Raw genomic sequence first — 12,324 nt, forward strand, 5'->3', positions numbered from 1 at the left:
CTTTTCCCGCGATGGCTTAAAACCTGGCGACTGGACCTCTTGTCCGGTGAGCCTGAAGCTAAGCCAAGCACTTCCAGGGAGGAATGCACGATGAAGCAACAGGGCGTAACACTGATACAAATGATGTTTGCACTGGCCTTGGCTGCGGTACTGACACAGCTCGGCCTGCCGGCCTACGCAAAATTGAGCGAAAACCTACACAAAGCGGCGGTGGCCCGCGACCTGGCCCAGGCGCTGCGCAGCGCGCGCAGCCACGCCATATTGCAAAGTCAGCCAGTGCTGGTGCAATCGTTGGAAAAAGATTGGGGAAGAGGTTGGCGAGTGATGCTGGAACATAATCGGCAAATACTGCGGGAGCAGCGTCTTGCTCGGCCAGTGAACATTTTGGCAACTACGGGTGGGGAGGTCCGGTTCAGTGCCCTGGGCACTCCGTGGAACGGCTTCGGTGGCAGGCTGGAATTGTGCGAGAACGCCGTGCGGCCAAGCCACTTTCAAGTGGTTTTGGCCAGCAGCGGCAGGATCAGGCTGCGCACAGATGAACGGCAAGATTCACTGTGCGCAAAACCCTGATCAGATCAGCGAGCGGACCCGCAGCTCTTTGGGCATGGAGAACGTGATGTTCTCCGGGCGCCCATCCAGCTCCTCGGCGCCGGTGGCGCCCCAGGCCTTGAGCTGGTCGATCACGCCACGCACCAGCACTTCGGGGGCCGAAGCACCGGCGGTTATACCGATGCGTGCCGCCTGGTCGAACCAGCCGCGCTGCATGTCTTCGGCGCCATCGATCAGATAGGCCGGGGTCCCCATGCGCTCGGCCAGCTCACGCAGGCGGTTGGAGTTGGAGCTGTTGGGGCTGCCCACCACCAGCACCACGTCGCATTCACCGGCCAGTTGCTTGACCGCGTCCTGGCGGTTTTGGGTGGCGTAGCAGATGTCGTCCTTGCGCGGGCCGCCGATGTTCGGGAAGCGTGCGCGCAGGGCGTCGATGACACGGCTGGTGTCATCCATCGACAGCGTGGTCTGGGTGACGAAGGCCAGGTGGTCCGGGTCGCGCACTTCCAGCTTGGCGACATCGTCCTCGTCTTCGACCAGGTAGATGGCGCCGCCGTTGCTGGCGTCGTATTGGCCCATGGTGCCTTCGACTTCCGGGTGCCCTTCGTGGCCGATGAGAATGCACTCACGGCCGTCGCGGCTGTACTTGGCGACCTCAATATGCACCTTGGTCACCAGCGGGCAGGTGGCGTCGAACACTTTCAGGCCACGGCCGGCGGCTTCCTGGCGCACGGCCTGGGAAACACCGTGGGCACTGAAGATGACGATGACGTCGTCGGGCACCTGGTCCAGCTCTTCGACGAAGATGGCGCCACGGTTGCGCAGGTCTTCCACCACGAACTTGTTGTGCACCACTTCATGGCGCACATAGATCGGCGGGCCGAAAACTTCCAGCGCACGGTTGACGATCTCGATCGCCCGGTCGACCCCGGCGCAGAAGCCGCGAGGGTTGGCGAGTTTGATTTGCATGCTCGGCTCCAGGCTTACAGGGCCTTCACCTCGAGGATCTCCACCTCGAAGGTCAGGGTCTTGCCAGCCAGTGGGTGATTGAAGTCGATGGTCACTTGGTCATCGTCGAACGCTTTGACCACTCCCGGCAGCTCGGTGTTGGCGGCATCGTTGAAGATGATCAGCAGCCCCTCGGACAGCTCCATGCCCTCGAAGTTGGACCTCGGCATGACCTGCACATTCTGCGGGTTAGGCTGGCCGAAGGCATTCTCCGGAGCCACCACCACCGTGCGTTTGTCGCCGGCCTTGAAGCCGAACAACGCGCTTTCGAAGCCAGGCAGCAGGTTGCCGTCGCCAACCTTGAAGGTGGCCGGGGCCTTGTCGAACGTGCTGTCGACGGTGTCGCCGTTTTCCAGGTGCAACGCGAAGTGCAGGGTAACTTCGGTGTTCTGGCCGATGCGGGTGTCAGTCATGGACCGGATCCTCGGACTTCTTGCTCTTGAACATGTCCAGCGCCAGCATTACCGCGCCAACGGTGATGGCGCTGTCAGCAATATTGAAGGCTGGGAAGTAATGGGTGTTCTTCCAGTGCACCAGGATGAAGTCGACCACATGGCCAAGCACGACGCGATCGTACAGGTTGCCAATGGCTCCACCCAGCACCAGAGCCAGCGCCACCGCCAGCCAGGTCTCGTTGCGCCCCAGGCGCTTGAGCCAGACCACCAGCACGGCACTGACCGCCACGGCGATCAGGGCGAACAGCCAACGCTGCCAGCCAGCACCATCGGCGAGGAAGCTGAATGCGGCGCCCGTGTTATAGGCCAGCGTCCAGCTGAAGTAGTCTGGGATGACGACGATCTGCTGGTACATGGTCAGGGCGTTGTTGAAGTACAGCTTGGTGGCCTGGTCGAGGACCAGGACCAACAAGCTCAGCCACAGCCAGGGAAGGCGCCCGAAGCGCCCTACCGAAGGGTTAGGCATAGTGGCGCACCTCACCGGAGCCGCTCAGGTTGTCGACGCAACGGTTGCAGATTTCCGGGTGCTCCGGGTGGCTGCCGACGTCGGCGCGGAAGTGCCAGCAACGGCCGCACTTGGCATGTCCGGACTTGACCACTTTCAGCTTGAGGCCTTCGACTTCGGTGACCACGGCTTCGGCCGGCGCCTGGGCGAATGGCACCACGCTGGCTGCGGAGGTGATCAGCACGAAGCGCAGCTCGTCGCCCAGCTTGGCCAGGTCGGCGCTCAGGCCTTCTTCGGCGAACAGGGTGACTTCAGCCTGCAGGTTGCCGCCGATGACCTTGGCGGTCCGCTGGTTTTCCAGCTCTTTGTTGACCGCAGCCTTGACTGCCATCACGCGGTCCCAGTAGGCACGGTCCAGCTCGCTGCTTTCCGGCAGTTCGCTCAGGCCCTGGTACCAGCCGTTGAGCATCACCGACTCGTTGCGCTCGCCCGGCAGATACTGCCAGATTTCATCGGCGGTGAAGGCCAGGATCGGCGCGATCCAGCGCACCAGTGCCTCGCTGATGTGGTACAGCGCGGTCTGGCAGGAACGGCGAGCGACACTGTTGGCGCCGGTGGTGTACTGGCGGTCCTTGATGATATCGAGGTAGAAGCCGCCCAGCTCCTGCACGCAGAAGTTGTGGATCTTCGAGTAGACGTTCCAGAAGCGGTATTCGCCGTAGTGCTCTTCCAGCTCGCGCTGCAGCAGCAGGGCACGGTCCACCGCCCAGCGGTCCAGGGCGATCATCTCTTCCGGCTTCAGCAGGTCACGGGCCGGGTCGAAGCCGGACAGGTTGGAGAGCAGGAAGCGCGCGGTGTTGCGGATACGCCGGTAGGCGTCGGCGCTGCGCTGCAGGATCTGCTCGGAAACCGCCATTTCACCGGAGTAGTCGGTGGCCGAGACCCACAGGCGCAGGATGTCGGCACCCAAGGTGTTGTTGACCTTCTCCGGCTCGATGGTGTTGCCCAGCGACTTGGACATCTTGCGGCCGTTCTCGTCCACGGTGAAGCCGTGGGTCAGCAGCTCGCGGTACGGCGCGTGGTTGTCGATGGCGCAACCGGTCAGCAGCGACGAATGGAACCAGCCGCGGTGCTGGTCGGAACCTTCCAGGTAAAGGTCGGCGCGCGGGCCGGTGGCATGGCCGATGTCGTGCGAGCCACGCAGCACATGCCAGTGGGTGGTGCCGGAGTCGAACCAGACGTCCAGGGTGTCGCTGATCTTGTCGTACTGGCCGGCTTCGTCACCGAGCAGTTCGGCGGCGTCCAGCTTGAACCAGGCCTCGATGCCTTCTTGTTCGACGCGCGCAGCCACGGCTTCCATCAGCTCGACGGTACGCGGGTGCAGCTCGCCGGTCTGCTTGTGCAGGAAGAACGGAATCGGCACGCCCCAGTTGCGCTGACGCGAGATGCACCAGTCCGGACGGTTGGCGATCATCGAGTGCAGGCGCGCCTGGCCCCAGGCCGGGACGAACGTGGTGTCTTCGATGGCCTTGAGCGCGCGCTCACGCAGCGGCTCGCCGGTGGTTGGCTGCTTGTCCATGCCGACGAACCACTGCGCGGTGGCGCGGTAGATCAGCGGGGTCTTGTGGCGCCAGCAGTGCATGTAGCTGTGCTTGATGGTTTCCGTGTGCATCAGCGCATCGACTTCTCGCAGCTTCTCGATGATGGCTGGGCCGACCTTGAAAATAAACTGGCCCCCGAAGTACTCCAGGGACGGTACATACACGCCATTACTCTGCACTGGCGTGAGGATTTCGTCGTTATGCATGCCGTAGCGTTTGCAGGTGACAAAGTCATCTTCGCCATAGGAAGGCGAGGTATGCACGATACCCGTACCGGCGCTGAGCTCGACATAATCGGCAAGATATACAGGAGACGGGCGGTCGTAGAAGGGATGGCGGAAATTGATGAGCTCAAGCGCGGAACCCGGGGCGCAAGCGATCACCTGCCCTTCCCTGCCATAACGGGTCAGACACGCCTGCACCAACTCTTCGGCCAGCACCAACAGACGATCACCCACGTCCACCAGGGCATAGCTGAAATCGGCATGTACGGCCAGCGCCTGGTTGGCCGGAATAGTCCATGGCGTAGTGGTCCAGATCACCATACCCGCTGGCTTGGGCAGGCTCGCCAGGCCGAAGGCAGAGGCAAGTTTCCCGGCATCGGTATCGGAAATCGGGAAGGCTACATCTAGAGTCTGGGACTGCTTGTCAGCGTATTCGACTTCGGCTTCGGCCAGGGCCGAACCGCAGTCGAAGCACCAGTTCACAGGCTTGAGGCCCTTGAACACGAAACCTTGCTTGACCATTTCGGCCAGGGCGCGGATTTCACCAGCCTCGTTGGCGAAGTTCATGGTCTTGTACGGGTTGTCCCAGTCACCCAGCACACCCAGGCGGATGAACTCGGTCTTCTGCCCTTCGATCTGCTCGGCGGCGTACTCACGGCACAGCTCGCGGGTGCGGTCGGCGGTCAGGTGCTTGCCATGGGTGACTTCGACCTTGTGCTCGATCGGCAGACCGTGGCAGTCCCAGCCCGGCACGTACGGCGCGTCGAAGCCCGACAGGGTCTTGGAGCGGACGATCATGTCCTTGAGAATCTTGTTCAGCGCATGACCGATGTGGATCTTGCCGTTGGCATAGGGCGGGCCGTCGTGCAGGACGAATTTCGGACGATCCTTGCCAATTTCGCGCAGCTTCTGGTACAGGCCAATGCTGTCCCAGCGCTGCAGAATTTGCGGTTCGCGCTGAGGCAGGCCGGCCTTCATGGGGAAGGCGGTGTCCGGAAGGTTAAGCGTGGCTTTGTAGTCGGTCATTTCAGGCTCTTGGTTAGCGGTTGAGCGTGCCAATGTGCACGTGCGGCGGCGATATCCGCATCGATCGCCGACTTCAGCGCCTCCAGGGAGGCGAATCGCTGCTCTTCGCGCAGCTTGTGGTGGAATTCCACCGTCAGGCGCCGGCCATACAGATCGCCGGCATAGTCCAGTAGATGTATCTCGAGGTGCGGGCGGCCGTCACCGGCCACCGTCGGGCGCACCCCGATGTTGCCAACGCCCGGCCAGGCCTTGCCGTCGATTTCGATGCTGGCCAGGTAAACCCCGGACAGCGGCACGCGGCGGCGCTTGAGCTGGATGTTGGCGGTGGGCGTGCCGAGCTGGCGGGCCAGCTTCTGGCCGTGCAGCACACGCCCGGTGATGCGGTAAGGGCGGCCCAACAGGTGCTCGGCGAGTTCGAAGTTGCCCTCGGCCAGCGCTTTGCGCACCTCGGTGCTGCTGACCCGCAGGCCATCCTGGATCACCGTGTTGGCCGCTTCGACGGTGAAGCCGTACTGCTTGCCAGCCTCGATCAGGAAGGCGAAATCGCCAGCACGGTCGCAACCGAAGCGGAAGTCGTCGCCCACTTCGAGATGGCGCACGCCGAGGCCGTCGACCAGGATCGCCTTGACGAACTCGTCGGCGCTGAGCTTGCTCAGGCGCTGGTTGAAGGCCAGGCACAGGACCCGGTCAATCCCTTCGGCGGCCAGCAGCTCGACCTTGTCACGCAAACGTGCCAGGCGGGCCGGCGCGGTGTCCGGGGCGAAATACTCGCGCGGCTGCGGCTCGAAGATCACCACGCACGTCGGCAGGCCCAATTCATGGCCGCGCTCGCGCAGGCGCGCCAGGATCGCCTGGTGGCCACGATGAACCCCGTCGAAGTTGCCAATGGTGGCGACACAGCCCCGGTGCTCGGGGCGCAGGTTGTGAAGACCTCGAACCAGCTGCATAACGCGCTTCTTGCTCATAAAGTGGCCGATTATAACCACACCCGGGCGTTGGTGACAGGCAGCAGCGCCAGGGTGCGGCGTGGAAGATGAAAAACCGACGCCTGACCCGCCTTCTACTTCAATGCAGGGCCTTGCGGGCGAAATGACGAGGCCTGAAACCGCACACGTAGAGGCAACCAAAATAGGTCACGATACCGGCCGCGATCAACGCGCCCAGGCGCATGAATCGCTGCAACATGTTGCCTTGTTCCCAGGCCGGCAGGTAGTGCATGCCCACCAGCAGCACCGCCACCATCAAGGTAACCGCCAGCACCAGCTTGAGCAGGAACATGGTCCAGCCCGGCTGCGGCTGGAACAACTGCTTGCTGCGCAGCTTCCAGAACAACAGGCCGGCATTGAGGCAGGCGCCCAGGCTGATCGCCAAAGCAAGGCCGGCGTGTTGCAGCGGGCCGACCAGGGCCAGGTTGAACAACTGGGTGCAGACCAGGGTGAAAATCGCGATTCGCACAGGCGTACGGATATTCTGCTGCGCATAGAAGCCCGGTGCCAGCACCTTGACCAGAATGATTGCCAGCAGGCCTACCGAATAGGCGATCAGCGCGCGCTGGGTCATCGCTGCGTCGAAGGCGCTGAACTTGCCATATTGGAACAGCGCCACGGTCAGTGGCTCGGCCAGGACCGCCAGGGCCAGGGTGCACGGCAATACCAGCAGGAAGCACAGGCGCAGGCCCCAGTCGAGGATCCGCGAGTACTCCTCGCGATCCTTGTTGGCGTAGGTCTTGGCCAGGGTCGGCAGCAGGATTGTGCCCAACGCTACGCCAAGCACACCCGAAGGCAGCTCCATCAGGCGGTCGGCGTAGTACATCCACGACACCGAGCCGGCCACCAGGAAGGAGGCGAAGATGGTGTTGATGATCAGCGAAATCTGGCTGACCGATACGCCAAGAATGGCCGGCAGCATCTGCTTGAGCACCCGCCACACGCCGCTGTCACGCAGGTTCAGGCGCGGCAGCACGAGCATGCCGATCTTCTTCAACGCCGGCAGCTGATACAGCAACTGCGCCAGGCCGCCGGCCAGCACGCCCCAGGCTAGCGCCATAATCGGCGGGTCGAAATACGGCGTGAGCAGCACGGCGAAGATGATCATCGCCACGTTGAGCAGGGTCGGGGTGAAAGCCGGGACCGAGAAGCGGTTCCAGGTATTGAGGATCGCGCCGACCAGGGAAGACAGCGAGATCAGCAATATATAAGGAAAGGTCACCCGCAGCAGGTCGGTGGTCAGCTGGTACTTCTCGGCATTGTCGACAAAGCCCGGCGCGGTGGCCCAGACCACCCAGGGAGCGGCGAAGATGCCGATCACCGTGACCAGAGCCAGGACCAACGTCAACAGGCCACTGACATAAGCGATGAAGGTACGCGTCGCCTCTTCGCCCTGTTGGGTCTTGTATTCGGCCAGGATCGGCACGAAGGCCTGGGAAAACGCGCCCTCGGCAAAAATCCGCCGCAGCAGATTGGGTAGTTTGAAGGCGATGAAGAAGGCGTCGGTGGCAACGCCGGCACCGAAAATACGGGCCAGTATGGTGTCACGCACGAAGCCCAGCACCCGGGAAATCATGGTGATGGAGCTGACTGCAGCCAAGGATTTGAGCAGGTTCATCGAAAAGATTCACGCCAAGGGCAAAGGACGCTGCCAGACAGCGGCCGAATGTGCGATACTCCCGCGCCTTCGCAGGGGAGCCAAAAATTCCCGAGTTTACAGGTCGTACAGCAGAAAGGAATATTTCCCTCCTGTTGGTGCGCCGCTCGGCGGAACCTTGCAGGTGGCCTTGACATCCGATCCAGTCATCGGCATGATTCGCGGCCTATTTTGTTTGCTATTTACCTAAAGTCTTTCGAGGAGCTCGACGGTGGCCAACACACCTTCCGCCAAGAAACGTGCAAAACAGGCTGAGAAGCGTCGCAGCCACAACGCCAGCCTGCGTTCCATGGTCCGCACCTACATCAAGAATGTAGTTAAAGCCATCGACGCAAAAGACGCCGAAAAAGCGCAAGCCGCTTACGTTCTGGCTGTACCAGTAATCGACCGTATGGCCGACAAAGGTATCATCCACAAGAACAAAGCTGCTCGCCACAAAGGCCGTCTGAATGGCCACATCAAGGCGCTGAAAGAAGCTGCAGCTGCCTAAGCGACGCTTTAGTCGAAAAACCGACCCTAGGGTCGGTTTTTTATTGCCTGCGATTTATAACGGGCGCATACATACGTTGAAAAAAAGGGGCTGCACCTGGCAGCCCCTGATCCATCACTTGGCGATCTGAATCTTTGGCGCCCACTGTAGCCAGGCATCTTCCGGCTTGTCGAACAAGGCAAAGGTCTGTTGCGGCCGCGCCGGGTTGCCCATCTGCTCGCCATCAGGCGTGGCGAACGCAATGCCACCATCGATGAGCGTCTCCAGCGACTCGGTACGCACAGTAGCGCCTTTGAACAGCCCCCAGTCGAAACCGAAACCGCTGCTGTTCCAGAACCGGCTTCCGCCACGCACCAAGGCTGCGTAGCGTGGTTCGATCAGGATATGAATCAGTACGCGGTCCGCCGTCTGGCCCAGCTCGAAACCGGTCACCTTGCCTACCGCCACTTCACGGTAGGTGACCGGCACGCCCGGCTTGATCGATCCCCGCCTCGGAGCACTTAGCGTCAGAGGCAGGCCCACTTCCACGCCGGTGACCTCAGGCGCATCGGCCAGGGCGATGAAATCGCGCTGCGGGCCTTTGTCCTTCACCACCGGCTGCACCTCCAGGTACTGCCCGCCAATCAACGTATCGAGGTTCTCGGTGCGCACCAGACCAAGCGCCGGCTTCACCACCCAGAACTGCGTTCCAGCCCGCGCGATGCGATCCGCCGATTCGGTGATACGTGCACGCAGCAGTACCGCCTGCAAATCCTTGGTCAGGTCGACACTTTCAATACTGCCTACATCCAGGCCACGGAAGCGAATCGGCGTACCCGGCTTGAGCCCATCGGCACGGTCCACGCGGATGGTGATCAGCGTACCGGCGCGGTTTACCGCCTCCTGGCTATCATGCAGGCGGAAGCGTGGGATATGGCGCTTTAGCGCCACGTTCGGCGTTGGCGTATCAAAGGCGATACCGCCGGCCATCAGGGTCTGCAGCGATTCGCTCTTGATCTTGATGCCTGAAAGGCCGCCCGTGAGGGTAATACCGCTGACATTCCAGAAACGCGAGGAGCCGTTGACCAGATTCTCGTATTCCTTCTCGATGTGCACACCGATCAGGATGCGGTTGCTGTTGCGGGCGAACTGGTAGCTCTGCACGCTACCCACCTTGACCTGGCGGTACATTACCGGGCTGCCGACCTCCAGCGAACCGAGGGTATCGGCGAACAGCACCATGTGCAGGCCCGGCGCCTTGAGGTCCAAGGGCGGCGCCTTGGCACGTGCCTCGAACTCGCGCTGCGGCGTGGCACCCTTGTCACCCGGGCGAATGGCGATGTAGTTACCTTTGACCAAGGCTTCCAGGCCGGTGATACCTGCCAGGGAGATGGAAGGCTTGACCACCCAGAACTGCGTACCGTCGACCAGGTAATCTTCAGTCAGCGGGTCCAGGGTCAGTTCGGCCATGGCACTGCCAAGGTTGTCTTCCATCTTCAGGGTTTTCAGCGAACCGACCTGAATACCTTTGTACATGACCGGCGTGCGACCCGCCTGCAGGCCCTCATAGTCACTCAGCTTGACCTTGACGCGGATACCCGCCTGGGCGGCGTCGAAGTCTTCATACAGACGGAACGGCAGGCCCGGGTCGGTGGGCGGGCTATCCTTGCGATGTTCCGGCGTGGCGAAGGCGATGCCGCCTGCAACGATGCTGGACAACGACTCGCTGCGCACCTTCACACCAGACAGGTCTGCATCGATGCTGATGCCGCTGGCGTTCCAGAAGCGCGTGTGTTTGCGCACCAGGCTGGCGTAGGCCGGCTCGATGAACACTTTGACCTCGACTGTGCTCTGGTCTTCGGACAGGCGATAGCTCTTCACCCGACCAACCTGGATCTGCTTGTAGAAAATTGGGCTGTCACGATTGAGCGAGCCCAGGCGGTCGGCCTTGAGGGTAAGGTGCAGGCCCGGCTCGCTGTCGGAAAGCGGTGGCGCTACCTTCAAGGCGGTGAAACGCTTGGTGCGCTCACCCTCGCCAGGGCTTACGGCAATGTAATTGCCTGATACCAGTGTCTCAAGTCCGGAAATACCTGCCAGGGTGACGCTCGGCTTGACCAGCCAGAAGCGTGTGCCCTTGGTCAGGTGTGGTTCAGCCGCCTTGTTCATCTCGATGGTGGCGATCACCCCCTGCTTCTCGCCCTGAGCATCGAGCACCAGGCTCTTCACCTTGCCGACCGGCATGCCTTTGTAGATCACCTCGGTCTTGTTGGCGACGATACCTTCACCGCTTTCGAAACGAACCTCGATTTCCACACCGGCGTCGCGGTAGGCCTGCCAGGCCAACCAGCCGCCGATCATCAGCGCGATCAGCGGCAGAATCCAGATGGCCGACCAATTGGAAGCGGGACGGGTTTTAGCCGTTGGCATGTCACTCATGGTCGTCATCCGACTCCGTGTTATCCCAGATCAGTCGGGGATCGAAAGTTAAAGCAGCGAGCATCGTGAGAATCACCACAGTAGCGAAGGCGACAGCGCCCAGGTTGGCTTCGACACTGGCAATGCGGCCGAAATTCACCACGGCCACCAGGATGGCGATGACGAAAATGTCCAGCATTGACCAGCGACCAATGAATTCGATGAAGCGGTACATGAAGATGCGCTGCCGTGCCGACAAGGGCTGACGGCGCTGCACTGAATACAGCAGCAGGCCGATACCCACCAGCTTGAAGGTGGGCACCAGGATACTGGCGATGAACACCACTGCGGCAATCGGCACCATGCCATGCTTGAGCAGGGTAATGACGCCGGACATGATGGTATCCGGGCTACCCTGCCCCAGTGTGCTGACGGTCATGATCGGCAGCATGTTGGCGGGTATGTACAGAATCGAGGCGGCAATCAGCAGTGCCCACGTCCGTATGATGCTGTTGGGGCGCCGGGCATGCACGATGGCCCCACAACGCGTACAGGCCTGCGAAGCACTGTCGGGCTCATGCCTGTTCAGCTCATGACACTCATTGCAGACCAGAATGCCTGCATCAATCGCCCGCATGGAGATCCTCCCCTGACAAAGCGCTCCAGATCTGGTGTGGTGACATCACCACTTCCAGCCATACCTGAATCAGCAGCAGGCTGATGAAACAGAACAGACCCAGGCCCACGGTCAATTCAGCCAGATCGACCAGCTTGACGATCGCGACCAGCACGCCCATGAAATAGACCTCGAGCATGCCCCAGTCACGCAGGTGGTGATAGATGCGATAGCACAGCAGGCCATAACTGCGCCCTACGTTCAGACGGATACTCAGCAGCACTAGCAGCTGGCACATCAACTTGAGGAAGGGGATCGCCATGCTGCAGAGAAACACCACGACGGCGACACCGCGCATTTCCGAGTTGTACAGGCCAACCACGCCACTCCAGACCGTATCGTCTGAAGTCTGGCCTAGCAGATGTAACTGCATGATCGGCAGGAAGTTGGCTGGGACGAACAGCAGCAGCGCCGTCAGTACCAGGGCAAGGCTGCGATTGACCACATTATGCCGGTGAGCGTACAGCTCATAGCCACAGCGCGGGCACAGGGCTTTTTCGTCATGCTGCAGTTGTGGCTTGCGCATGAGCAGGTCGCATTCGTGACAGGCGACCAACTCCTCGAGCGGCAACTGCTCTAACGCTTGGGGTTCGACTGGGTTGGGCATCTCGAGGTTCTGAATAGGTACGTCGGCTCTATTCTAGTGTTCCAGCTCGAAATGTGGGAGTCGACTTTCCGGCAAAAGGAGCTCAAGAAAGACAAAACCCCTACCTGCTCGCGCAGATAGGGGTTTTGCGAAATGAATCTTGACGATGACCTACTCTCACATGGGGAAACCCCACACTACCATCGGCGATGCATCGTTTCACTACT

The 12,324-nt window shown here is 61.3% G+C and carries 11 protein-coding genes; 2 read left to right on the top strand and 9 right to left on the bottom strand.

The annotated features are described in order from the left end of the window. Positions 1 to 90 precede the first annotated feature (90 nt). Positions 91 to 570, top strand: coding sequence for a GspH/FimT family pseudopilin (locus tag ACIQUF_RS11270; protein WP_403131364.1), 480 nt, complete (start codon positions 91 to 93; stop codon positions 568 to 570). Here the strand turns inward: ACIQUF_RS11270 and ispH are convergent, their stop codons facing one another. The 6 genes from ispH to murJ all read right to left on the bottom strand — a co-directional run bounded on the left by ispH (position 571) and on the right by murJ (position 7,912). Continuing rightward, positions 571 to 1,518 carry a 4-hydroxy-3-methylbut-2-enyl diphosphate reductase gene (ispH, locus tag ACIQUF_RS11275; RefSeq protein WP_400798041.1) on the bottom strand — a complete coding sequence of 316 codons (948 nt, stop codon included), beginning with the start codon at positions 1,516 to 1,518 and terminating at the stop codon, positions 571 to 573. It lies immediately after the preceding gene. A 14-nt stretch (positions 1,519 to 1,532) separates the two neighbouring features. Beyond that, positions 1,533 to 1,970: an FKBP-type peptidyl-prolyl cis-trans isomerase gene (gene fkpB / locus ACIQUF_RS11280; RefSeq protein WP_012270371.1), complete on the bottom strand. Its 438-nt coding sequence runs from the start codon at positions 1,968 to 1,970 to the stop codon at positions 1,533 to 1,535. Further along, a complete protein-coding gene (gene lspA, locus ACIQUF_RS11285) occupies positions 1,963 to 2,478 on the bottom strand; it encodes a signal peptidase II (protein WP_403131366.1) in 516 nt (171 codons plus the stop codon). The genes fkpB and lspA overlap by 8 nt, the downstream gene beginning before the upstream one ends. After that, positions 2,471 to 5,308, bottom strand: coding sequence for an isoleucine--tRNA ligase (ileS, locus tag ACIQUF_RS11290; RefSeq protein ID WP_403131368.1), 2,838 nt, complete (start codon positions 5,306 to 5,308; stop codon positions 2,471 to 2,473). The genes lspA and ileS overlap by 8 nt, the downstream gene beginning before the upstream one ends. Further along, positions 5,305 to 6,255, bottom strand: a complete 951-nt coding sequence (gene ribF / locus ACIQUF_RS11295; protein WP_403131370.1) for a bifunctional riboflavin kinase/FAD synthetase — start codon at positions 6,253 to 6,255, stop codon at positions 5,305 to 5,307. The genes ileS and ribF overlap by 4 nt, the downstream gene beginning before the upstream one ends. Positions 6,256 to 6,373: 118 nt before the next feature. After that, positions 6,374 to 7,912, bottom strand: coding sequence for a murein biosynthesis integral membrane protein MurJ (gene murJ, locus ACIQUF_RS11300; protein WP_403131371.1), 1,539 nt, complete (start codon positions 7,910 to 7,912; stop codon positions 6,374 to 6,376). Between the two features lie 250 nt (positions 7,913 to 8,162). On the opposite strand from murJ, the gene rpsT reads away from it, so the two are divergent. Next, positions 8,163 to 8,441 (top strand): 30S ribosomal protein S20, encoded by a 279-nt coding sequence (rpsT, locus tag ACIQUF_RS11305; protein WP_003247625.1) that lies wholly within the window; start codon positions 8,163 to 8,165, stop codon positions 8,439 to 8,441. Between the two features lie 114 nt (positions 8,442 to 8,555). On the opposite strand, the gene ACIQUF_RS11310 is transcribed toward rpsT, so the two are convergent. From ACIQUF_RS11310 to ACIQUF_RS11320, 3 genes are read right to left on the bottom strand one after another with little or no spacing between them, the layout of a single operon-like run. Further along, positions 8,556 to 10,856: an MlaD family protein gene (locus tag ACIQUF_RS11310; protein ID WP_403131372.1), complete on the bottom strand. Its 2,301-nt coding sequence runs from the start codon at positions 10,854 to 10,856 to the stop codon at positions 8,556 to 8,558. Further along, positions 10,849 to 11,472: a paraquat-inducible protein A gene (locus ACIQUF_RS11315; protein ID WP_403131374.1), complete on the bottom strand. Its 624-nt coding sequence runs from the start codon at positions 11,470 to 11,472 to the stop codon at positions 10,849 to 10,851. The genes ACIQUF_RS11310 and ACIQUF_RS11315 overlap by 8 nt, the downstream gene beginning before the upstream one ends. Further along, positions 11,459 to 12,118 carry a paraquat-inducible protein A gene (locus tag ACIQUF_RS11320; protein ID WP_403131376.1) on the bottom strand — a complete coding sequence of 220 codons (660 nt, stop codon included), beginning with the start codon at positions 12,116 to 12,118 and terminating at the stop codon, positions 11,459 to 11,461. The genes ACIQUF_RS11315 and ACIQUF_RS11320 overlap by 14 nt, the downstream gene beginning before the upstream one ends. Positions 12,119 to 12,324 lie beyond the last annotated feature (206 nt).

The sequence above is a fragment of the Pseudomonas sp. NPDC090233 genome (assembly GCF_044772285.1).
Classification (GTDB): Bacteria; Pseudomonadota; Gammaproteobacteria; order Pseudomonadales; family Pseudomonadaceae; genus Aquipseudomonas.